Raw genomic sequence first — 23,540 nt, forward strand, 5'->3', positions numbered from 1 at the left:
ACACACAAAAAAGGTTAGGGTATAAGGGTTGGTCTAACAGAAAGGAGTGCAACGAATGAAAAAGAAATCATTCATCGTGGCCGCCTTGTTAGGTTCAGTCCTTATCCTTTTTTTATTTATTTGGAACGAACAACGAGAGCAGTCACGCAAACTAGTACCAGTAGAAGAACAACAATTGACGATTTACGGGGAGTCACTTCCGACTCAGCCGGATGTCATGCTAGCAATCGATCCGTCATCTCAAACAATCCTGTCCCATCTCTATGAAGGCCTGTATCGATTCGGAGCAGACGGGTCCATCGAACCAGCGCTCGTTGAGAAGTTAGAGCGATCCGAAGATGGAACGGTCTATACATTCACATTAAAAGAGAGTGTGACGACAGAAGGGAATGCGATTGACGCGCAAACATTCGTCGATCACTTCCAAAAACTCGTGGACGTTGATACGAATTCACCGTTCAGCTTCTTACTCGCAGATGTTCAATCTGCAAAAGAAATCGGGCTTGGTCAACAAGAACCGGATACGCTAGGGGTCAAGGCAATTGATGACCGGACGCTCGAGCTGACTCTTGTCCGTCCGATGGAAGGGTTCGAACAAATTTTAGCGATGCCCGCATTTTTACCTCAACCAAAGGTGAAAGAATGGGATGAGCTAGAGACAAACGGTCCATTTAAAATCAAGGCAATCGAAGATACGACCATCTCGTTACATAAAAATGAAACGTACCGAGAAGCTGAACAGGTCACGCTTGAAACGATTACCATTAATAGTGAAGCGAACTTGACGGAAGCGACAGGGATGCAACCCGTCCCATACGATTTTGACGTCTCCACGATTGATCAAGAAGGATTGACTGTACGGGACGTTCCACGGAGCGGAGTCTTTTATTTGAAGCCGAATGTTGAAAAAGCGCCGTTTAATGATGTAGCGTTTCGACAAGCCATCGCATTAACGCTTGATCGGACGGAAATCGAGGATTCACTCGCACGAGCAGAACAGACGACAGAACGATTACTCGTCATCGACCAAAAAGCTGCGATCGCACAATTGGAAGGAAACGCCGACCAATTGTTTGATACCGTGAAGAAACGGCTGAAGAAAGATGAAATCGAAATCGAGCTGCTCAGCTTTGTCGATGACGAAGCGCGTCAAATCTCCGCAAAATTAAAGAAGAATTTGGAACAGTTGGATGGTTTGACCGTTAACATTATCGAGCTCCCCTTAGGAGAAAAAGTTAGGAAAGAAGTCTCAGGGGATTATGCGTTTTCTCTATCAGGCTGGCAACCGGACTATCCGATGTTATCCGCCTATTTGACTCAATTTGAAACAAACGATGTCCTCAATTCGAGTCGATATGCCAGCGAATCGTATGATCAATTGATGGATCAGGCTCGCTCAACAGATCGGTTGGAAGAACGAAATGAGATTTTCCGAGAAGCGGAGGCACAGCTGTTAGAAGAGGCTGTTGTTATGCCAATCTATCAAGCTGGACGTTCTTATGTGATCGAGAAAGGTTATGACCATATCGGTTTTCCGGTCATCGGTCCTTCATATGTCCTAACCTTTGCGAAAAAATACGAAAATTGAGCTAAAAGCCCGCCACTGTAGGCGGGCTTTTTGACTATAGATAAAATTTTTTAGAAAAATCAAAATAAACACTTTGCAAAATTATCAGAATATTGTATTATTGCATCAACGGGATTTTGGTAACAAATACTGTCAGAAGAAATGACTGAATTTTCTACCATCATTCACTTCGTTAAAACGAAAAAATCAGGGGGTCATCGCAATGAATAAGAAAAAAGGTTTTGCTTTAGCATCATCGGTTACACTTCTATCTAGTGCATTCCTAGCTGCATGTTCGACAGGGGAAGAAGAAACAGGGTCTTCAAATGGATCAGGTTCGGAAGGTTCTGCAGACGAAGCGCAAGTCCTCAACTTGCTCGACGGTTCAGATATTCCTTCACTTAACCCGACACTCGCAACAGATGCTGTATCGTTCAACGTCTTAAACAACGTTAACGAAGGTCTCTACCGTATGGACGAAGAAGACAACCCGACTCCGGGTATGGCTGAAGACCACAAAGTTTCAGAGGACGGGAAAACGTACACGTTCAAAATCCGTGAAGGCGCGACTTGGTCAAACGGGGAGCCTGTCACAGCGAACGACTTCGAATACGCTTGGAAAGAAGTACTCAACCCAGATAACGCATCACAATATGCATACGTTATGTCAATCATCGAAGGCGCAGAAGCGTACAACACAGGTGAAGGCGAGCGCGATGCTGTAGGCGTTAAAGCAATCGACGATCAAACACTTGAAGTTAAATTGACAGCACCAGCTGACTACTTCCTCGGATTGACTAGCTTCGGCGTATTCATGCCAAAACTCGAGTCATTCGATAAAGAGCAAGGCGAAAACTTCGGTACATCTGCAGAGACGACTCTCTACAACGGACCGTTCAAACTCGACAGCTGGGAGCGCGAGCAAGGCTGGAAGATGGTCAAGAACGAAGACTATTGGGATGCTGACACAGTTAAACTTGAAGAAATCAACGTTAAAGTCGTTAAAGAAGTTTCAACAGGTGTTAACTTGTATGAAAACGGTGACGTGGACCGTACAGGCTTGACTTCTGAACTCGTTGCTCAATACCAAGACAACGAAGACTTCTCAACTGTCGTTGAACCAACAATCTTCTACCTCCAGTTCAACACGAAAGTGAAAGAACTCGACAACCAAAAAATCCGTAACGCGATTGACCGCGCTTATGACAAAACAGCGATCTCAGAAACACTTCTTGCGAACGGTTCAATCCCTGCAAACTTCTTCGTACCAAAAGACTTCGTAACAGGTCCAGACGGAAAAGACTTCCGTGAAGGCAATGGCGACATCGGTGGCTACAACGTAGAAGAAGCACAAAAACTTTGGGAAGAAGGGCTCAAAGAGCTCGGAACAGACAAAGTTGAACTTGAACTTCTCAACTACGACTCAGAGTCTGCGAAGCAAATCGGTGAGTTCATCAAAGGTGAACTTGAGAAGAACCTTCCAGGTATGAGCGTTTCAATCAAGCAACAACCATTCAACAACAAACTTGACCTCGAAAACAAAGGGGACTTCGAGTTTACGTTCGCTGGTTGGGGCCCTGACTATCAAGATCCAATGACATTCGTTGATCTCTTCGTCACAGACGGACCATACAACCGTGGTAAATGGTCGAACGAAGAGTTCGATAAACTCATTGCTGATGCGAAAGCAAGCACAGACCCAGCTGAGCGTTGGAAGCAATTGCAAGATGCAGAGAAAATCGTTCTTGAAGAGAACGCAATCTCGCCAGTTTACCAACGTGGATCAGCTCGCCTCACGAAGCCTTATGTTAAAGGAATCGTTGAGCACGCATTCGGTGCGGACTACTCTTACAAGTGGGCTTCAATCGAAGGCAAAGAATAATCAAATCATCTTACGAAGAGAGACAGGGACGCCTGTCTCTCTTTTTTATGTAGATATTTGATGTTAAAAAGAACGCTCAGCTGAGCGTTCTTTTTAACATCATTTATTTTTTCACTTTGGCACGCTTGCGACTGAGACCCATCGCTTTCTCGATTTTTGCGAGATTCTTGTTCGCGACGGCTTCAGCTTTCGCACGACCGGCATCAAGAATTTCATCGAGTTCTGGAGAGTCGAGCAATTCGTGATAACGAGCTTGAATTGGTTCAAGTAGAGCAACAACCGCTTCCGCCACATCTTGTTTGAACGTCCCATAGTTCGAGTTCTCATATTGTTTGACGAGATCATCGATTGGGGTCCCTGTCGAAAGCGAGTAAATTTCTAACAAGTTCGAAATCCCCGGTTTATTCTCCCGATCAAATGAGATGACACCACTCGAATCTGTGACGGCACTCTTGATTTTCTTGCGGATGACATTCGGCTCGTCGAGCATCGAGATATATCCTTTGGCATTCGAATCCGATTTCGACATCTTCTTCACGGGATTCGTGAGAGACATGATCCGTGCGCCTTCTTTTTGAATGAGTGGTTCCGGCATCGTGAATGTCTCGTAATAACGTTTGTTAAAGCGTTCCGCCAAGTCACGAGTAAGTTCGATGTGTTGCTTTTGGTCGTCTCCGACTGGAACGAGTTCCGTATTGTATAACAAAATATCAGAAGCCATGAGCGTCGGGTAGACGAACAACCCTGCGCCTACATTCTCGCTGCCTTGCGACTTGTCTTTATACTGCGTCATACGACCGAGCTCGCCCATGCCGGCGATACAAGTTAACATCCAACCGAGTTGAGCGTGTGCTTTTACTTCAGACTGTACGAAAATCGTCGCTTTCTCCGGGTCGAGACCGGACGCGAGATAAAGTGCTGCTAATTTTCGCGTGTTGTTCATGAGCTCGACACGGTCGAGTTGAACAGTAATTGAATGTAAATCGACGATACAATAATAGGCATTGTTGTCGTCTTGTAGGTCGACGAATTGTTTCATCGCGCCAAGGTAGTTCCCGAGCGTCACGACGCCGGTCGGTTTGATTCCTGAAAAAATCGTTGCCATGTGTATACACCTCCGAAAAATATAAAAAACCGCAGTCGTCCTCCCGAATAAATCGGGACGAATAACCGCGGTGCCACCCAAATTTGCATATACTATGCCACTTGAACGCGTTAACGGGCGTGAACCGTCTCGCCATACTTTTTGTTCAGGCGAGCCACTCCGAAGTCCATTCATTCAATAACTTTTCATCTACTCACAGCACCGTAGACTCTCTGAGGAAAAGGGGAATTGAATTACTTGTCTTCATCCAAGTGTTCTTATTCTGCATTTAGTTTAGCACAGGATTCAATTAAATCAAAGCGACGAGAAATGAGAGAGCGATACTTCCAACTCCGACATATACCCAGTTCCAAGCCGATTGTTTACGAAGTTGCCGATCTTCTGGATCTTCTTCCTCATCCTCTTCGTAATCGGCATCAATTTCCTTCAACTTTGCACGTCGATTACGCTTAAATCCGTACATGATTCCGTCAAATAGACCCGTTGCACTCATATGGGAGAACATCCCGATGGCAAAGATGAGTATACCTGATACAAATAAGCCACCACTTAAGTGAAACGTGAAAGATTCACTTCGGAAATAGGAAAAAATCGACCAAACGGTATAGAGAAGTGTGATAATTCCCCAAACAAACAATATATTTCGAAACTTTTTCAACGATGTAATCTCCTTTCAATCGATAAAAGAAATGTGTCAACATTCCGTGTTTCTTCTATGATACTAGGAACGTAGGGCATAAAGCGAGTAAGAAAATGATGTCGAATGATAGCGGTTCATTCAATAGTTGACAGTTATATTAAAAATTTCTTACAATAGCCCTAACGTTCTTTCGTCGAATACTTTATGAAATATTCAGAAAATTAAAGAAAAAGTAAGATGTTTATTCGACGATTGGCTAGCTTTTCAAAATGAAAGGGGAAATCGCAATGAAGAAAAAATCGATTTTGCTCATGATGACAATCATCTTGGCACTCGGTTCAGTTCTCGCAGCTTGTTCGACAGGCGGAGACTCTGATGGCGGCGGTTCTTCTTCAAACGGAGAGAAAGTTCTTCGTTTGACGGATACGTCAGATATCACAACAGCCGATCCGGCTCTTGCTACAGACGCGGTCGCATTCAACTTGATCGCCAACACAATGGAGGGTCTTTACCGTCTTGATAAAGATGGTAATGCCGTACCGGCACTTGCTGAAGGCGAACCAGAAATAAACGAAGACGAAACGGTTTACACGTTCAAACTTCGTGATGCTGAATGGTCAAACGGGGAACCGGTCACAGCAAATGACTTCGTTTATGCTTGGCAGCGAGCTGTCGATCCTGCAACAGGCTCACAGTACGCATACATCATGAACACAATTAAAAACGCTGAAGCAATCAACACTGGTGACACACCTAAAGAAGAGCTCGGTGTTAAAGCAATCGATGAGAAGACACTCGAAGTTACACTCGAGCGTCCAGACCCATCATTCCTTTCACTTACTTCGTTCGGTACATTCACTCCGATCAACGAAGCATTCGCTACAGAAAAAGGTGAAGACTTCACGACTGGTCCTGAAAACCTTCTTTATAACGGACCGTTCACATGGACTAAATGGGATCGTGAACAAGGCTATGTCTTAACGAAAAATGAATCATATTGGGATGCAGAAAATGTTGCTCTCGACTCAGTTGATGTGAAAGTTGTTAAAGAAACATCTACAGTCGTCAACTTGTATGAAGCGGGCGATGTCGACTATGCTGGTCTCGCATCAGAGCAAGTCGCAGCATTCCAAGAAGATGAAGATTACAACACAGGTCTTCGTTCTGCAATTGGTTACTTCAAGTTTAACCATGAAGATGAACTTTTCTCTGATGTAAATGCACGTAAAGCAATCGCACGTGCGGTTGATCCATCAGGGATTATCGATCAGCTCTTGAACAACGGTTCAGTAGCAACGACATCATTCATCCCGAAAGACTTCATCAAGTATGAAGACGGAACGGATTATACAGAAGGCGTGGAATACTTCAAAACAAACACTGAAGAAGCTGCTTCGCTTTGGGAAGAAGTAACCGGTGGAGAAGCAACAACAATCGAACTCCTCTCGTTCGACAGTGAAGTATCGAAACAAATCTCTGAGTACATGAAAGGTCAAATCGAGTCGAATTTGCCGAACGTAACGGTTGAGATCGCACAACAACCTTTCAACAACAAACTTGAGCGTGAAGCAAAAGGGGACTACCAAATGTCATTCGCACTTTGGGGACCTGACTACCAAGATCCGCTTACGAACCTTGGTATCTTCACTTCAGACAATGGACAAAACGACATCAACTACTCGTCATCTGAGTATGACAAGTTGATTGATGAGGCATCTGCTGAAACAAGCATCGATGCACGTTACGACTTGTTCAAAGAAGCTGAAGCTCTCTTGATTGAACAAGATCAAGCAATCATGCCTATCTACCAAGCTGGTGTGGCATACTTGATCCGTCCAAACGTCGAGAACTTCAACCGTCAATTATTTGGTGCTGATTACCAGTACAAATACGTTGATATTAAGTAATGGAAGGAGGGGGCATGCTAACCGCATGTCCCCAATTTTCTAAAAAATTCTAGCGAAGTATGAGAAAATACTGTTCAAATGTTTTGTTGGTAAAGTATAATGTAGTAACAGTGAAAATTCAGAATAATCTCTGAAAAGAATTTTCTTTATTTTCAGTCGCTGTACTAAGAGCCTTGAGATGACGTATAAGCTATTCTTTCAGAAAATTCCTTTCATTTTGTGAATTTGAAAAATAGGTCATATGTCATAGTGATGCTGTTGGTGCAAGTAGTAGAAAGAATTAGACAAAACAGGGGGTTTTTATTCATGGGACGTTATATCCTACAACGGCTGACTTACGGCCTCATCACGTTCTTCTTGATTGCCACGTTCACGTTCTTCCTGATGGACCTGCTCCCAGGTTCGCCTTATCAGAACCAGGAAAAACTGACAGAATCACAAATTCAATTGTTGAATGACCGCTACGGACTCAATGATCCGCTTCCGGTCCGCTATGCGACGTACATTGGAAACATGCTACAAGGTGACCTTGGCGTATCGTTCCGTACGGCTAACCGTCCAGTAACTGAGTTGATTATGGAACGTATCGGTCCATCGGCACAATTAGGGGTTCAGGCATTAGTACTTGGAACTCTATTAGGTGTATTGTTGGGTGTTGTTGCGGCGATTCGTCACAATACGGCAATTGACTATGGTGCAATGTTCGTATCGGTAATCGGGATTTCCGTCCCATCGTTCGTCTTTGCAGCCCTCCTTCAGTACTATGTTGGAGTTAAATTACAGTTGCTCCCGGTAGCATTCTGGGAATCACCAGCTCATACGATTTTACCAACCATCTCGTTATCGCTCGGGGTTACGGCATCAATTGCCCGTTTCGTCCGAACCGAGATGTTAGAAGTAACCGGACAAGACTATGTCACGCTCGCGAAAGCGAAAGGGTTGACGGGTAACGCCATCGTATGGAAACACATGGTACGCAACGCGATGATTCCAGCGATCACGATTCTTGGACCGATGACAGCTGGACTTTTAACGGGTACATTCGTTATCGAGAAAATTTTCGCAGTACCTGGTCTTGGAGAATTGTTCGTTACGTCAATCACGTTGAATGATTACTCTGTCATCATGGGCACGACACTCTTCTTCTCGGCCCTCTTCATTATTATCATTTTACTTGTCGACTTGCTCTATGGGGTTGTGGACCCACGTATTCGTCTTGGGGGGAATAACTGATGATTGAAAACAAAAAGAATTACGAACAGTTCGACCAAGACATGTTCACACCAGTTGAAATGAATGAACAGCTTGGTGAGCGGATTGCCGGAAAAAGTTTGAACTTTTGGCAAGATGCATGGATGCGCCTAAAGAAAAACAAGGCGGCTATCATCTCGCTCTCGATTATTTTAATTCTCGTCGCACTCGCTTTGTTTGGACCGATGCTCTCAAGCCGAGATGCATACGAACAGAACATCTCGCAAGCAAAACTACCGCCTAAAGTCACTGGACTTGAATGGGCTGGATTTGATGGGTTGGCAACACTTGGAGGTCGTGAAATCGACTTCTACGAACAGAAGAATGTAGAAGAAAACTTCTGGTTTGGTACCGATTATCTCGGTCGTGATCTTTGGTCGCGGATTTGGGAAGGGACACGAATCTCCCTCTTCATCGGTTTAGTCGCAGCCATCATCGATACAATCATTGGAGTTGCGTACGGTGGTATTTCAGCTTACTTCGGTGGACGTACGGATAACATCATGCAACGTATTGTTGAAATCTTGACAGGTGTACCTAACTTGATTTTGATCATCTTGTTCATCTTGATCTTTGATCCAGGTGTCTTCACCATCATCCTTGCCATGGCCATCACCGGTTGGATTGGGATGAGTCGACTCGTTCGAGGGCAGATTCTTAAACTCAAAAACCAAGAGTTCGTCTTGGCAGCTCGTACACTCGGTGCTTCAAGTGGACGCTTGATTTTCAAACATTTAATTCCGAACACATTGGGTGCTATTATCATCACACTCATGTTCACGATTCCATCTGCTATTTTCTTCGAGGCATTCCTCAGCTTTATCGGAATCGGGCTTCAACCACCACAGGCATCACTTGGTACGTTGATCAACGATGGATACAAAGAACTACGGACATTCCCGTTCCTTCTTATTATCCCGTCTGTCATCATCGTCTTGCTTATGGTCAGCTTCAACTTGCTTGCTGACGGTTTGCGTGATGCGTTCGATCCGAAAATGCGTAAATAAAAAAGAAAGAGGGGGACTCGTGCATGGAAACGATTTTATCAGTCCGAGACTTAGAGGTCTCGTTCCACACATATGCAGGAACAGTTCAGGCTGTTCGTGGTGTTTCGTTTGATTTGAAAAAAGGCGAGACGCTCGCCATCGTAGGAGAATCGGGTTCAGGTAAATCCGTTACTTCGAAGGCAATTATGCGTCTCATTCCGAACCCTCCAGGTGAAATCACGAACGGAGAAATCATGTTCGAAGGAAAAGACTTGGCGAAACTTTCGGAAAAAGAAATGCTTAAAATTCGTGGTCGCGACATCGCAATGATTTTCCAAGACCCGATGACATCGCTCAACCCGACGATGACGATTTACAAGCAAATCGCAGAAGGGTTGAAACAGCACCAAGGGTTAACGGGTGAGGATGCGAAGAAACGTACGCTCGAATTGTTGACACTTGTAGGGATTCCAAACCCTGAAGCACGCTTGAAACAGTATCCACACCAACTTTCTGGTGGGATGCGACAACGGATCGTTATTGCGATCGCACTCGCATGTAACCCAAAAGTGTTGATTGCCGATGAACCGACAACAGCACTCGACGTAACGATTCAAGCGCAGATTCTTGAACTGTTAAAAGATATTCAGCAAAAGACCGGCACAGCGATTATCTTCATCACGCACGACCTTGGCGTTGTTGCGAACATGGCTGACCGTGTAGCTGTTATGTATGCGGGACGTCTCGTTGAAAAAGGAACGGTTGATGAAATTTTCTACGAACCACGTCACCCATACACATGGGGACTTCTCGGTTCGATGCCACGTCCGACGGATGACCGCAATGAAGCGTTACCGGCAATCCCGGGTACGCCTCCGAACTTGCTCGATCCTCCAAAAGGGGATGCGTTCGCACCGCGTAATCCATACGCGATGAAGATTGATTTTGAGAAAGAGCCACCGATGTTCCAAGTAAGTGATACACACTTTGCTTCAAGTTGGTTGTTACACCCACAAGCACCAGCGGTTAATCCGCCACGTGCGATTCGTGAACTCGCTCTCAAATATCGTCCAGACAGTGCGTTCGCAAAATCGTTTACGAAAGGTGGTGCTGAATAATGGAACGCGAGAAATTACTCGAGGTAAAAAACCTGAAGCAGCACTTTAAAATTGGTCGTGGCCGTGTTGTCAAAGCGGTCGACGGAATCTCATTCGATATTTACAAAGGTGAAGTGCTTGGGCTCGTAGGTGAGTCTGGTTGCGGTAAGTCAACGACAGGACGTACAATTATCGGTCTCTACGATGCGACGGATGGCGATGTTGTGTTCAAAGGCGAAAACGTTCACGATAAAAAATCAAAAGCAGACAAGTTGAAATTCAACCGTGCGATGCAGATGATTTTCCAAGATCCATACGCCTCGCTCAATCCGCGTATGACGGTCGCTGATATCATCGCAGAAGGAATCGATATTCATGGTCTTGCGAAAACGAAAGAAGACCGCATGAATCGCGTATATGACCTTCTTGAAACAGTTGGTTTGACAAAAGAGCACGCAAGCCGTTATCCACATGAATTCTCAGGTGGTCAGCGTCAGCGTATCGGGATTGCCCGTGCTCTTGCGGTTGAACCGGACTTCATCATCGCCGATGAGCCGATCTCAGCACTTGACGTTTCAATTCAAGCGCAGGTCGTCAACTTGATGAAAGAATTGCAACGCGATCGCGATTTGACGTATTTGTTCATCGCCCACGACTTGTCGATGGTTAAATACATCTCTGACCGTATCGGTGTTATGTATCAAGGTCACCTCGTAGAGCTTGCGACAGCAGATCGCCTTTACGAGAACCCAATTCATGCATACACGAAATCGCTCCTTTCAGCGATTCCGCTTCCGGACCCGGAGCATGAACGTACACGTAAGCGGATCGTATACGAGTCAACATCAAAAGGTCCAGTCGGACGTTCAGATGAAGATTCAAGTATCCCGCCACTTCGCGAAGTTGAGCCGGGGCACTATGTCTCGCTCACAGACGAAGAGTACGAAGCGTATAAAGCGCAACTCGTATAACGAAATCAATCCTGACTCATTTATTGAGTCAGGATTTTTTTTGCACAAAAAAATCACCTATTAAAGTAGGTGACTGATTATCCGTTCGAGATGCGTGGTAAATTAGAAAGACGTTCCACGATGGCGTCGATTTGACGGACGCGAGCTAACGCATCTTCAATTTCCATTGTCTCGTAATGATGAAGACCGCCTGGCTGCTCCACATACGTGTCCGCGTCATGGACGAGCTGTTGAAGTGGAGTTCGTTGAATACGACTCGGTGGTAGGTAGGAATCCGTGTGCAAGAGAATCATGACAGAAATCTCTTTTGCTCGGGCTGGATCTTCCCCTAAACGAATCAATAATTTGTGGGCGCGTTCGGCCCCCTTGATCGCATGGATATCGTTCTGACGATACAAATCATAATTCCATTTACCTTCTGTATACCATTCATAGTGTCCGATATCATGAAGAAGCGCAGCTTTCGTCGCCAAATCTGTATCAAGACCACGTTTCGTTGCCATTTCGAGAGCGCGTTCACAGACGTCGACCGCATGTTTTAAGCCAGATCGAGTTAAATATTTTTGGGTAACCGGATGTTTCATAATCGTTTCTAAAGTGATTCTCATAATCGCTCTCCTCCTTAAAAATAAAAAGGTTATTTCTATAAACTATACAGGTTTCTTCAAGTCATTGCAAACGATATCCGTTTAAATTTGAGATGAATGTATAAGAATGATTCACATTTCACAAACGAGTGTGCTATAATTTAAATGTAGATATAGTGCAACTTCAAGATTTTCAGAATCGGTAATGCTCGGTTGGTTCCTTACGCTGTATGGGGGTGAGAGGCCATGAAAGAACGTGACAAAGTTCTGCGAGAGAAAAAGAGACTTTTGAAAGAAGTATTGAAGAAAAAGTTGAAAGACTTACAAGTCAAGCCAGGGAAAGAGACGGTGTCTCAACCGGTTTCTCGAATCCCTGCGTCTTAAGTTAGGTCGTTCAAGGTCGCATTCAACGAATGCGCCCTCTTTTCATATCTGATTGATAAAGAATATCATTGAAGTTTTGATAAATAAGAATTACTATAATTAAGTGGATGCGAATTTGGGTATACAAATAGAGTCACTTAAAAAGATGGACGCATACTCGATCAGGGAGGAAGAAAAATGGTCACACTTTATACGTCTCCAAGCTGTACATCTTGCCGAAAGGCACGGGCTTGGCTCGAAGAACATGATATCCCGTTTACAGAACGAAACATATTTTCAGAACCGCTCTCATTGAATGAGATTAAACAAATTTTACGTATGACAGAAGACGGGACGGATGAAATCATTTCGACTCGCTCGAAAGTCTTTTCTAAAATCGATGTGTCTGTTGATGCGTTATCTCTTCAACAGCTTTACGATTTGATTCAAGAATATCCAGGTCTTTTACGTCGTCCGATTCTGATTGATGAGAAACGTTTACAGGTCGGATATAACGAAGATGAGATTCGTCGATTCTTGCCACGTAAAGTTCGGACGTTCCAATTACAGGAAGCCCAGCGACTTGTGAATGAATGAGAGCATACTGTTTAAGCAGTGTGCTTTTTATTATCGATTATTTCCTATAAAATAAAGTTATAACCCTTCATCTAGATTGAACGATGTTAAAAAGGGTACAAAGATAACAAGACAATTTCCCCTCTCCTCCTTATGTGAATTGGGAGTGAGGTGAGAAGGGAGTGGACAATCGTGAAAATTGAGCGCATCAATGATAATACCGTCAAATTTTTCATCACATACGTGGATATCGAAAAACGTGGTTTTGCTCGTGATGAAATTTGGTACAACCGAGAACGTGGCGAGCAGCTGTTCTGGCAAATGATGGACGAGGCTCACGAACGTGAAGACATCTCGTTTGATGGTCCACTATGGATTCAAGTACAAGCTTTTGAAAAAGGTCTAGAAGTGACTGTGACAATCGCGAAAAATGTAATGGACACGGAAGACGATTCTGAACTCGGTTCGCTTCTTCGATCAGCAATCGATGAGGCACGGGATCAACAATCGGTACTCGACCAATTGAGTGAGTTGGATGAACTTGAAGCCGAGGCAGATGCTTGGGCACCACTCGCGATGGAAACAAATGATTTCGAGGCAATCATTTCGCTGAGTAAACGTACAGGAGACATGTTCAGCGATCTTGATTTGAAACTATACCATTATCAAGACCGTTACTACTTGTGGATTGATTTCCCGGATGAAATGGAACCGGAAGACGAAGAGAATGCACTCAGTCTTTTAGCAGAATATTTAACATTCAGCACACAGACGCAACCGATGCTTGAAGAGTATGGAAAACTCATTCTCGATGGCGACGTCTTTGCGAAAGTGCGTCACTATTTCTAATGACACATCGCCTGTTCAGTTGGACAGGCGATTTTTTCAAATCGACGGTAAAGAGGTGTTGGTATGGTGAGACGAATTCGATTACTACTTGATGACAGTGCATGGTTTGTCCCATTTTTATACGGAACGGGTGGCATCGTATTAACGGCATTAACCCAAGTGTTTGGGGATTTCTTTCGTGATTTATTACCAGGCTTTATTTATTTAGACCTGGACTCAGCGGCGTCTGTGTTGTCTTCGACATTTACGAGCCTGATGACGATGATGACGTTCAGTTTTTCCACGATTCTGGTCGTATTGACAACGTATTCCTCTCAGTTCTCTCCCCGGACAATCAATAACTTTTTGACGAACACGTCGGCCAAGCATACGCTCGGTCTTTTCATCATGACGACGGTTTATGGAATTTCGAACCTATTCCTCGTCCGTACGGCAGATGAAGGCGTCGTGTTGTCGTCCGGGATCAGTGTGCTCTTAGTTATTGGTTCGATTTGGGCATTCGTCAAGTTCATCCAGACGATCAGTGTTTCGATTCAGGCGGAACGTCTATTATCCGCGTTACATAAAGAAGCGCTCTCCGTCATCAGCGAGCAAAAAGATGCGATTGAGTCGGATGAGGTTCATCTCGTCTTGCCTCGATCTGTCCATTCATTGGAAGGTCAAGCGGTACGAGCTCCGCAAACGGGGTACATCCGATTGTTTTTAAGAGAGAAACAAGGAGATCATGAAACGGACTTTGAGTCCGTCGTAGCCGTCGGGGATTTCGTTGCCAAAGGTGATTTACTCGGGTTTTGGAAAGGCGAGGACGCACCGGATATCGAGTTATTTGAGATTGGGGAAGTGCGTTCTTCGATGCAAGACCCGTCATTTGCGATTGAAAAATTGAGTGAGATTGCGCTAAGAGGAATCTCTCCAGGAATCAATGATCCGAACACCGCAATTCATGCGATTCATTACATCGGGGATATTTTAAGAGAACTTTGTGAATTACCAGATGGTGATTTTTTGTATTCGAACGGGAAGTCTGACTGGCATGTGAAACGAAAAACGCTTGAGACGATTCTATTTGAATCGCTATCGCCGATGCAGACTTATGCGAGCCGAGATATCTTTGTGATGGGGTCCGTGTTCGAGGCGATTCGAATGGCGCGCCTCCAAGCACATGAAACACTCGATTCGACATTTGAGGACATGATTCAATATTTTGCGGATGTGATTGATTGGGATCGTCTTCATGCGAAAGAACAGAACTATTTGCGCAATAAAATGAATCGGGCTAAAAAGATGACGACATGAGTAGAGACCACCTGTTCTAAAGAAGAGGTGGTCTCTGTTCAAGACAATGTATATCCGCCATCGACTGTGATGGCTTGGCCGTTAATGTAAGTTGAAGCATCAGTCAATAAAAATTCTACGACCGGCGCCACTTCTTCAGGATGTGCGGCATGTCCCCGGAAATGGTGGGTCATCGCCTCTTTGAACTTTGCTTCACCCCCATATAGCTTGTGACTGAGCGGTGTGTCAATCGGTCCAAAACAAACGGCATTGAATCTTACTTTTCCTTTCATTCGGTGTGCGAACGTTTTAGTTAAGGCTATTACGGCCGCCTTTGAAGCGGCATAGTGCGCGAGCATCGGAGGGAACTTGACGTGCCCAACGATGGCAGCATTGTTGACGACACTCGCTCCTTGGTCAAATAGGGGAATGGCACGTTGTGTGACGGTGTTCAGCGCATACAAGTTGACATCGAATACCTCGTTATACGACTCATGTGTCAAACGTTCAGGTGTGCCCGGTCTACCAAAAGTAGCAGCGTTATTGAATAATCCGTTCAAGGTCACACCTTGTTCTTTCAATTGAGAGAAAAGATGGTCGATGTCCTCTATCGAAGCAAGGTCACATCGAATAAATATGGCTTGTCCATTTGAATCAGACTCAAGGGCGGCACCTCTTGTTTCGTCCCGACCGATCCCGATGACACGGTGCCCCTTACCAGTCAACTGCAAAGCGACGGCGCGACCAATCCCACTTGTCGCACCTGTGATCAGAAAAGTCCCCATAATTCATTCGCTCCCCTCAAAAAGATGACGTTACGATGTATAATTAATGATAATACATGACAGAAACGAGGTCAGCTTATAATATGTTGCGACGCATACAAGTACTCTTTTCCCTCATTTTGCTCGCAGGACTCATTGCGATATTATCGTATTACTGGAGCTCACAAGTAATCGGATTGTTCTCGATTCTCGTCTTTTTGACAACGTTCAGCATATTGCTCGTCATCTTACTTGAAAATCGAAATCCACAACGTACGCTCATTTGGGCAATTGTCATGATTGGTTTTCCGGTCATCGGATTATTCGCATACTTTGTATTCGGTCAGAACTATCGCCGTAAACGAATGTTCAAAGAAAAAGCGATGCTTGATGAAGAGACGTACTTGGCCTATCGTCAGAAAGCGATGACGTTATCGCCGTCCCTCATGTTCGCCCACGACGATTACGAGAAGCTGATGCATTTGACTTCTTCGTTGAACCAGCTACCGGTCTCATCGAATACGTATACGCAAATCTTGACGAACGGCCGTGAAAAATTTTCGAAGTTATTGCCGGCTCTGAAAGGAGCGTCCCGACACATCCATCTAGAGTATTATATTTTCCGGGAAGATCGTATTTCTCGGGAAATACAGCGAATCTTGATCGAAAAAGCGAAGGCGGGGGTCGAAGTCCGATTTTTGTATGATGCCGTCGGGTCCATTCATACGAGCGGCACGTTCTTTGAAGAGATGAAGCAAGCCGGTGTCCAAGTCCATGCATTCTTTCCAGTTGTATTGCCACTCGTTTCAAGTAAGACGAACTATCGCAACCATCGGAAAATCGTGGTCATCGATGGTACGGAGGCATTCACAGGTGGCTTGAATGTAGGGGATGAGTACTTGGGTGAGCACTCTAAGTTCGGGTTTTGGCGCGACACCCATCTGTATGTCAGAGGAGAAGGGGTATCTGAACTACAATTGATTTTCTTGCAAGATTGGTATTACATGACCGGGGAACGCCTGTTCACACCGTTCTATCTAGAGCCGCTTGAAACGGTAAGAAGTGCGAGCGGAGGTGTCCAAATCGTTGCGAGTGGACCGGATGAACCGTATGAGACGATGAAGTCCATTTACTTTTCACTCATCAATGCTGCGAAGAAATCTGTCTACATTTCGTCACCTTACTTGATTCCGGATGAGGACATTATGAGTGCCTTAAAGACGGCATCATTATCAGGAATTGATGTCCGCATCGTCTTACCGAGTTATCCCGACCATAAAATCGTGTTCTACGCGAGTCGGTCCTATTACGAAGAACTGTTACTCGCCGGGGTAAAGATCTATCTATATGAGAAGGGATTCATGCATTCAAAAGTCATCGTGGTGGATGATGGATTAGCCACGATTGGGACGGCGAATATGGATTTTCGGAGCTTTCATTTGAACTTCGAGGTCAATGCGCTCCTCTATAACACGAACTCAGTCCATCAACTGAAACAAGACTTATATGATGATTTCGAAGGGTCTCACGAACTCGTATTAGAAGAGTTCGCGAAACGGTCATTCTTTATCAAACTCGTTGAATCATTAGCCAGAATGTTTTCACCATTGCTATGAGGAGGGAGCAAGATGCGGTTTGCAATCGATCGGGAAGGGGATATCATTGATTCCTTTACATTAAATCGGATGCAAGCAGAGCAACTTGCTCCTTTTCGATGTCCGACTTGTCAGGAAGTATTGATTGTGAAGCAAGGTGTGAAGCGACGGCTACATTTTGCGCATATCCACACCTGTGGGAGGGCTGAATCGGTCACGCACCATCAGGATAAATGGGCGGTGTGCCAGTGGCTTCAAGAGAAAGGGTATCCAGTCGAGCAAGAAGTGACGATTAAGAATCGTCGGGCTGACATCCTCACGAACATGGACGGGCAGCACACCGTGTTCGAAATTCAGGCATCTCCCTTGCGACCGGAAGAATACGCCGAGCGAACGATTGATTATCGACGAGCGGGGCTTGATGTCATTTGGATTGCGAGCGGTCTCGATTTGAGAAGCAATCAATCGTTTAAACCATGGATGCGTCTAGAAATGTTTCAGAGACATCGGTTGTTGACGGTGAGAAATGGGAGATTGTTACGCTTCAATGGATTTCCGATTTCGATTAAGTACGGAATCGGAAGCTGGGAAATCTCATCATCCGTGAACACGTCACCGTACGAAGCTTACTACCGGTTCGATGCTTTTGAATGGACAGAGATGATTCGTCGTAAACGGATGTCGCCTCTTTACCCATCTCCGTTAAATCGACGGCTCATATTGAATCGGCTCTATCCACTTGGTCTGTTACCCGCATTATTACCGACCGCCTGTTACCTTCCGCTATCATCGCTTTGGGGAATTCGTGTGCATCCGATTGATTTTCAAACCGTTCTTTATTTGAATCGCTACGAGTCACCTCACGATTCCGTGGAATGGAGTATTCAAAAAACGTGTCGACAATTTGGGGTGACACCGACAAGCGACTTTTCCCAGTCATTTCATGTACAATGGAAACAACTCTTGAATGCGAGTCGTCTATCCTGTGATGTCAGGTCATGGCCGCATCCGAAGCATTACGAGGAGGCCAGACATCACGATACACGTTTGTTTCAAGGACTTCAGCGATTGATCTTACAATCGACTAAATCATCGAAAAGGAAGTGGACGTATGTCAGAGGTATTGACTAGACAACAAGTTCCAGTGGAAGAAACGTGGAACTTAGAGACCGTCTACAGCAATGACGAGGCTTGGGAATCGGATTTTCAAGCGTTAAAAGAGAAAGTACCGGAATTGATTGGATTTAAAGGACGCCTTGGGGAGTCGGCGGAGACGTTATACGAAGCGTTGCAACTTCGGGACGATCTCTCACGTCAGTTACATAAGCTATATACGTATGCGCATATGCGCTATGACGAAGATACGGCGAATAGCCATTATCAAGCATTGAATGATCGTGCCGGCTCACTTGCTTCTCAAGTTTCAGCGCAACTCGCATTTATGACACCTGAGTTGCTTTCGATTGATGAGAATCAGATTGAAGCCTTCATGGAGGAGAATGAGTCACTTCGCGTTTATCGTCATGCATTCGATGAGTTGGCACTTGAGCGTCCGCACGTATTGACAGAGGCAGAAGAAGCCATTTTGGCACAAGCGGGAGATGTGCTCGGTCAATCGAGCTCGACGTTCGGTATGCTCAACAACGCGGACTTGAAATTCCCGAAAGTGAAAAATGAAAAAGGGGAAGAAGTCGAGTTGACGCACGGTCGATATATCACGTTCCTTGAATCGGCTGACCGAAGCGTCCGCGAAGGGGCATTTAAAGCGATGTACGGGACGTACGCGCAATATTTGAATACGTTCTCCTCGACATTGTCAGGAAGTGTGAAGAAAGATAACTTCTATGCGACTGTGCGTAAATTTGAAAGTGCAAGACAGTCCGCACTCCACCATAATGCGATTCCGGAGTCTGTATACGACGGCCTTGTAGAAGCAGTGAACGAACGACTCGACTTGTTACATCGTTATGTCGCGTTACGTAAGCGAGCGCTCGGCTTAGATGAGTTGCATATGTATGACCTCTACACACCGCTCGTCAAAGATGTCGAGATGAAAGTGTCATACGAGGAAGCGAAACAATGGATGGTAGATGGTTTGGCACCACTCGGAGAAGAGTACGTCCAAATTGTCAAAGACGGTCTCGAGTCGCGTTGGGTCGATGTGCGAGAGACGCGTGGTAAGCGTAGCGGTGCTTACTCCTCGGGAGCGTACGATACGCAACCGTTCATCCTCATGAACTGGCAAGATAACGTCAATAACTTGTTCACGCTCGCACACGAGTTCGGACACTCTGTGCATAGTCATTACACACGCACATCGCAACCATATCCATATGGCGATTACTCAATCTTCGTTGCAGAAGTGGCGTCGACGACGAACGAAGCTTTGTTGAATGACCATTTGTTGAAAACGAGAACAGCGAAAGAGGAGCGTCTCTACTTGCTGAACAATCAGCTTGAAACGTTCCGTGGAACATTGTTCCGTCAAACGATGTTCGCTGAATTCGAACACATGATTCATCAAGCTGCTCAAGAAGGCGTATCGCTCACTCCGGAGTACTTAAATGAAACGTACCTCGAGTTGAACAAACGCTATTTCGGAGACGAGATTGTCATCGATGAAGAGATTTCATATGAGTGGGCGCGCATCCCACACTTCTATTACAACTACTACGTCTATCAATATGCGACAGGGATTTCGGCATCTGCTGCACTGTCACAACAGATCATGGAAGAAGGGGAGCCAGCCGTACGTCGTTATATCGATAACTTCTTGAAGGCGGGTTCTAGTGACTATCCGATTGAGGTGCTGAAGGCGGCTGGTGTCGATATGACGACGAAGGAGCCGGTATTGAAGGCGCTCGATCAGTTCGAGGCAGTTCTTGATGAAATGGAATCATTATTGTTCTCTTGAACAATATGTGACAATGTGCACAAAGAGGTTGTCAGGTGATTCTGTTCTAGGTATATTATAAGTGTGAAATCAATCACAAACCCCTTTATTGACCGTAAACTTTCTCCCATCTTGTAGGCCTTCCCCGGGCCTCAAGGTTCGATGTCTCTTGTCCCCGCTTGAGACGTCAAAAACCCCATGGCTCCCCGGCCATGGGGTTCTTTTTTATTTCGTTTGAGCCCACGCTTCACCGCTACATCCTGGCACAGGACGGCAACGCTGTTGCAGGGAGAGCTTCTTCAATTCGCGTTCAATCACTGTCTTCTCCATGTCTAGAATGTACGATAGCTCTGTGATGGTCGAAGCATCATAGCGTGCCAACACTTTGGCTACATCCCAATTGGTCGTACGGCTCGGTGCATAACCTAACAATTCAGTCATGACCGATTGATAGACATCGTACGGATATACCCCTTCAATCTTCAATGCTTCATCGCGCGTCACGAACGTGAGTGCGGGCAATGACTCAATCTCCCAATCTTTCAACACTTGATGGTCGACAGCTAATGCATTCAAGAGCTGGTTCGATTGAAGATCGGCTTCAAGTTCACTTAAATCAAGGCCATACTCTTCGAAAGAACGTGCAATTTCCCATAAATCGATTGAACCAAGTTGTTCACCAGAGAATAGATCATTCACATGCAAATGACGCAAGAAGCGCATCGCATGACGTTTCCCTTGTAATTCCAGCGCTTTGATCATGGTGAGAAGGCGAACTTCTTCCTGACATCCGCCAACACAGCTAGGAACGGTAGAGACCATTCGAAAACGAATCACATGTTCGTATTCAATCTCTAACTTTTTGATTAGTGTCATCACATGAAAGTTCTCTGGACTTGAGATGTCCATGAAATAGAATAACTCCAATGGCTTATACGTTACTTGAATAGGAGTTTCTTCCAGTGAACAGGATGACCCATTACATTGTTCAAGTTCCATTTGTGTCGCCTCCTCTCGTTAAAAAACTCATTTAACTTTGTAAACTCATTGTAGCAACGAAAAAAAAAGGTTGGCAATGTATCTGCTCAACCTTCCAACCGACTCATTTTTAATTCCATGAATCGGACGATTTTATTTTTGGCGGGACGATAGGGGAGACCGTGTTTTGCAAGCAGTCCTTCGAACGCACGTTTTCCCTCTTCTTCATTCGTCACTTCAAATTCTATTTCGTAGTCGCTCGTCTCCAAATAATGGCTTTCGTCCAAAACGAGTAGACCGTCTTCTATCTGTAACTCTGCCCGATTTGTCTCGAGTCGACCGAGATGTTCGAGCGGTGCATTCAGCTGGAACGGGGCCAGTGCCTGCTTCATTTGCTCGTCATGGATGATTCCGTACTTAAACAGATCCTCAGCCTCATCTTCTGTAATAGTGGCATGTGTCTCAAGCAATCCGACCTCGTTTGGTTGCTTCAACGTCAGCACTTGACCTTGTTTCTTCTCGCGAATCCGAAGAGCCGCCCCGTTCGCTTTTAGCTGAAAGGTAGGAGTGTCGAAATAGTCATTCGCTTGCCAACGAACCTGGTCATCAAGCTGATAGGCACGTAGGAGTGTCTCATACTCGTCTTTCGTCAACATTGATTTAAATTCAATTTCCACTTCTTGGGTCATGAATCATCGCTCCATTCTATGAACAATTGTTCGTTTATGATACCATACAAACGGATACATACGGAAAGGACGCGTTTTTTCCGGAAAAGAACGAAAGTGGTGACAGCGTATGCAATCAATGAACTGGGATCAGTTTTTAGTGCCGTATCAAATTGCGGTAGACGAGTTGAAAGTCAAATTGAAAGCCGTTCGTAAGCAGTTCAAATCCCAAAATGACCATTCTCCGATTGAATTTGTCACAGGTCGAGTGAAGCCGGTCGGGAGCATTCTTGAGAAAGCGAAACGAAAGAATATCGCTGACCATGAATTGGCGACGGATATGCAAGATATAGCGGGATTACGAATCATGTGCCAATTTGTCGATGATATCGTTCACGTCTTGGATTTGCTACATCGTCGAACAGATTTTAAAATAGTGGAAGAACGGAATTATATTACCCATCAGAAAGATTCGGGTTATCGATCGTATCATGTCATCATCGAGTACCCGGTCCAAACGATTCACGGTGAAATCCCGACGCTCGTGGAAGTGCAAATCCGCACGCTTGCGATGAATTTCTGGGCCACGATCGAGCATTCATTGAATTATAAATATGATGGCGACATGCCTCTTGAAGTGCAGGAACGATTGAGACGCGCAGCCGAGGCGGCCTTTTTACTCGATGCCGAGATGAGCCAACTCCGCGTTGAAATTCAGGACGCCCAGCAAGTGTTTCGGGATAAAGAGATGAACGTGAAAACGGATGAAGACTAGGGGGAAACCGATATGCAGTTTGCGATTGTATCGAGGGGAGATACGCGATCAGCGGAAATCGCCCAGGAACTGACTGAAAAACTTCAAGCCGCCGGACATACATTATCGGAAGAGCCCCGAATCGTAGTATCGGTCGGAGGGGACGGGACGATGTTACAGGCGTTTCATAAATACATCGATCGACTCGATGAAACGCTCCTTGTCGGGATTCATACCGGGCATCTCGGCTTTTATGCCGATTGGCAGCCGGATGAGTTGGATGAACTGACTGAGATGATCACGAGTGAATCGTTCGAGCCAGTCTCCTATCCGCTCGTTGAAGTGCTCATTGACTATGAGAACGGAGAGACCGATCGTCGATTGGCGATGAATGACTGTACGATTAAGAACTACAAGCGAACGCTCGTCTGTGATTTATCGATTCGAGACGATTACTTTGAAACGTTCCGTGGAGATGGGTTATGTATTTCGACACCATCGGGTTCGACCGCCTATAATAAGGCACTCGGCGGAGCGATCGTTCACCCATCGATCGAAGCCATTCAAGTGACCGAGATGGCTTCGATCAACAACCTAGTGTATCGAACGATTGGCGCACCGCTTCTCTTACCAAAACACCATCAAGTGAAAATCAAGCCGCACACGAAAACCGAATTTGAATTGGCGTTTGACCATCAGGAAGCGTTGTCCTGGTCGGATGTCGTCTCGATTCGATGCGCGGTCGCAAAAGAAAAAGTGACGTTCGCTCGTTTCCGGCCCTTCCCATTCTGGCGCCGAGTTCGCGAATCGTTCATCGAGGAAGGAAAGTAAC

General features: G+C 45.3%; 22 protein-coding genes and 1 other annotated feature. Of the genes, 16 read left to right on the forward strand and 6 right to left on the reverse strand.

The window, feature by feature from the left end; translation table 11 throughout:
* Positions 1-55 precede the first annotated feature (55 nt).
* The gene (locus KNO71_RS07375) at positions 56-1,588 is read left to right on the forward strand and encodes a peptide ABC transporter substrate-binding protein (protein ID WP_214687852.1); all 1,533 of its coding nucleotides are present in this window, start codon (positions 56-58) and stop codon (positions 1,586-1,588) included.
* A gap of 202 nt (positions 1,589-1,790) precedes the next feature.
* Positions 1,791-3,449 (forward strand): peptide ABC transporter substrate-binding protein, encoded by a 1,659-nt coding sequence (locus tag KNO71_RS07380; protein WP_214687854.1) that lies wholly within the window; start codon positions 1,791-1,793, stop codon positions 3,447-3,449.
* 103 nt (positions 3,450-3,552) lie between these two features.
* On the opposite strand, the gene trpS is transcribed toward KNO71_RS07380, so the two are convergent.
* Both trpS and KNO71_RS07390 read right to left on the reverse strand, forming a co-directional pair.
* Positions 3,553-4,554, reverse strand: a complete 1,002-nt coding sequence (gene trpS, locus KNO71_RS07385) for a tryptophan--tRNA ligase (RefSeq protein ID WP_214684582.1) — start codon at positions 4,552-4,554, stop codon at positions 3,553-3,555.
* A gap of 50 nt (positions 4,555-4,604) precedes the next feature.
* Positions 4,605-4,813: a binding site (T-box leader), on the reverse strand.
* Positions 4,814-4,843: 30 nt separating this feature from the next.
* On the reverse strand, positions 4,844-5,212 hold the full coding sequence (locus KNO71_RS07390) for a DUF3899 domain-containing protein (protein ID WP_147536800.1): 369 nt from the start codon (positions 5,210-5,212) through the stop codon (positions 4,844-4,846).
* A 269-nt stretch (positions 5,213-5,481) separates the two neighbouring features.
* Between KNO71_RS07390 and KNO71_RS07395 the strand changes: the two genes are divergently transcribed.
* The 5 genes from KNO71_RS07395 (at position 5,482) to KNO71_RS07415 (ending at position 11,406) form a co-directional block, all read left to right on the forward strand.
* Positions 5,482-7,101: a peptide ABC transporter substrate-binding protein gene (locus KNO71_RS07395; RefSeq protein ID WP_214687856.1), complete on the forward strand. Its 1,620-nt coding sequence runs from the start codon at positions 5,482-5,484 to the stop codon at positions 7,099-7,101.
* A gap of 306 nt (positions 7,102-7,407) precedes the next feature.
* On the forward strand, positions 7,408-8,334 hold the full coding sequence (gene opp3b, locus KNO71_RS07400; protein ID WP_078146602.1) for an oligopeptide ABC transporter permease: 927 nt from the start codon (positions 7,408-7,410) through the stop codon (positions 8,332-8,334).
* On the forward strand, positions 8,334-9,359 hold the full coding sequence (gene opp3C, locus KNO71_RS07405) for an oligopeptide ABC transporter permease (protein ID WP_078146603.1): 1,026 nt from the start codon (positions 8,334-8,336) through the stop codon (positions 9,357-9,359). Before opp3b ends, opp3C begins: the two co-directional genes overlap by 1 nt.
* Positions 9,360-9,382: 23 nt before the next feature.
* Positions 9,383-10,456 (forward strand): ABC transporter ATP-binding protein, encoded by a 1,074-nt coding sequence (locus KNO71_RS07410; protein ID WP_015881213.1) that lies wholly within the window; start codon positions 9,383-9,385, stop codon positions 10,454-10,456.
* Positions 10,456-11,406: an ABC transporter ATP-binding protein gene (locus KNO71_RS07415; protein WP_015881214.1), complete on the forward strand. Its 951-nt coding sequence runs from the start codon at positions 10,456-10,458 to the stop codon at positions 11,404-11,406. Before KNO71_RS07410 ends, KNO71_RS07415 begins: the two co-directional genes overlap by 1 nt.
* A gap of 77 nt (positions 11,407-11,483) precedes the next feature.
* On the opposite strand, the gene KNO71_RS07420 is transcribed toward KNO71_RS07415, so the two are convergent.
* Positions 11,484-12,014, reverse strand: coding sequence for an HD domain-containing protein (locus KNO71_RS07420; RefSeq protein ID WP_147536857.1), 531 nt, complete (start codon positions 12,012-12,014; stop codon positions 11,484-11,486).
* A 225-nt stretch (positions 12,015-12,239) separates the two neighbouring features.
* Between KNO71_RS07420 and KNO71_RS07425 the strand changes: the two genes are divergently transcribed.
* The 4 genes from KNO71_RS07425 to KNO71_RS07440 all read left to right on the forward strand — a co-directional run bounded on the left by KNO71_RS07425 (position 12,240) and on the right by KNO71_RS07440 (position 15,077).
* A complete protein-coding gene (locus KNO71_RS07425) occupies positions 12,240-12,377 on the forward strand; it encodes a hypothetical protein (protein WP_015881216.1) in 138 nt (45 codons plus the stop codon).
* A 177-nt stretch (positions 12,378-12,554) separates the two neighbouring features.
* Positions 12,555-12,953 (forward strand): transcriptional regulator SpxA, encoded by a 399-nt coding sequence (gene spxA / locus KNO71_RS07430; RefSeq protein ID WP_015881217.1) that lies wholly within the window; start codon positions 12,555-12,557, stop codon positions 12,951-12,953.
* A gap of 171 nt (positions 12,954-13,124) precedes the next feature.
* Positions 13,125-13,781 (forward strand): adaptor protein MecA, encoded by a 657-nt coding sequence (gene mecA, locus KNO71_RS07435; RefSeq protein WP_015881218.1) that lies wholly within the window; start codon positions 13,125-13,127, stop codon positions 13,779-13,781.
* A 63-nt stretch (positions 13,782-13,844) separates the two neighbouring features.
* Positions 13,845-15,077 (forward strand): DUF2254 domain-containing protein, encoded by a 1,233-nt coding sequence (locus tag KNO71_RS07440; protein WP_078146605.1) that lies wholly within the window; start codon positions 13,845-13,847, stop codon positions 15,075-15,077.
* A 38-nt stretch (positions 15,078-15,115) separates the two neighbouring features.
* Here the strand turns inward: KNO71_RS07440 and KNO71_RS07445 are convergent, their stop codons facing one another.
* Complete coding sequence (locus tag KNO71_RS07445; protein ID WP_214687858.1) at positions 15,116-15,841, reverse strand: SDR family NAD(P)-dependent oxidoreductase; 726 nt, start codon at positions 15,839-15,841, stop codon at positions 15,116-15,118.
* Positions 15,842-15,924: 83 nt separating this feature from the next.
* Between KNO71_RS07445 and cls the strand changes: the two genes are divergently transcribed.
* Genes cls through pepF form a run of 3 tightly spaced genes read left to right on the forward strand, consistent with a single transcriptional unit; the run spans position 15,925 to position 20,329 of the window.
* On the forward strand, positions 15,925-17,436 hold the full coding sequence (gene cls, locus KNO71_RS07450; RefSeq protein WP_214687860.1) for a cardiolipin synthase: 1,512 nt from the start codon (positions 15,925-15,927) through the stop codon (positions 17,434-17,436).
* Positions 17,437-17,448: 12 nt separating this feature from the next.
* Entirely contained in the window at positions 17,449-18,546 is a 1,098-nt protein-coding gene (locus KNO71_RS07455) for a competence protein CoiA (protein ID WP_214687862.1), read from the forward strand.
* A complete protein-coding gene (gene pepF, locus KNO71_RS07460; RefSeq protein WP_214687864.1) occupies positions 18,527-20,329 on the forward strand; it encodes an oligoendopeptidase F in 1,803 nt (600 codons plus the stop codon). The genes KNO71_RS07455 and pepF overlap by 20 nt, the downstream gene beginning before the upstream one ends.
* Positions 20,330-20,533: 204 nt before the next feature.
* Here the strand turns inward: pepF and KNO71_RS07465 are convergent, their stop codons facing one another.
* Positions 20,534-21,307, reverse strand: a complete 774-nt coding sequence (locus KNO71_RS07465) for a DsbA family protein (protein WP_214687866.1) — start codon at positions 21,305-21,307, stop codon at positions 20,534-20,536.
* An 86-nt stretch (positions 21,308-21,393) separates the two neighbouring features.
* Entirely contained in the window at positions 21,394-21,975 is a 582-nt protein-coding gene (locus KNO71_RS07470; RefSeq protein WP_214687868.1) for a CYTH domain-containing protein, read from the reverse strand.
* 109 nt (positions 21,976-22,084) lie between these two features.
* Between KNO71_RS07470 and yjbM the strand changes: the two genes are divergently transcribed.
* Positions 22,085-22,729 (forward strand): GTP diphosphokinase, encoded by a 645-nt coding sequence (yjbM, locus tag KNO71_RS07475; protein WP_214687869.1) that lies wholly within the window; start codon positions 22,085-22,087, stop codon positions 22,727-22,729.
* A gap of 12 nt (positions 22,730-22,741) precedes the next feature.
* Positions 22,742-23,539 (forward strand): NAD kinase, encoded by a 798-nt coding sequence (locus KNO71_RS07480; protein WP_015881227.1) that lies wholly within the window; start codon positions 22,742-22,744, stop codon positions 23,537-23,539.
* Position 23,540 lies beyond the last annotated feature (1 nt).

The sequence above is a fragment of the Exiguobacterium sp. s163 genome (genome assembly GCF_018617135.1).
GTDB lineage: Bacteria > Bacillota > Bacilli > Exiguobacteriales > Exiguobacteriaceae > Exiguobacterium > Exiguobacterium profundum.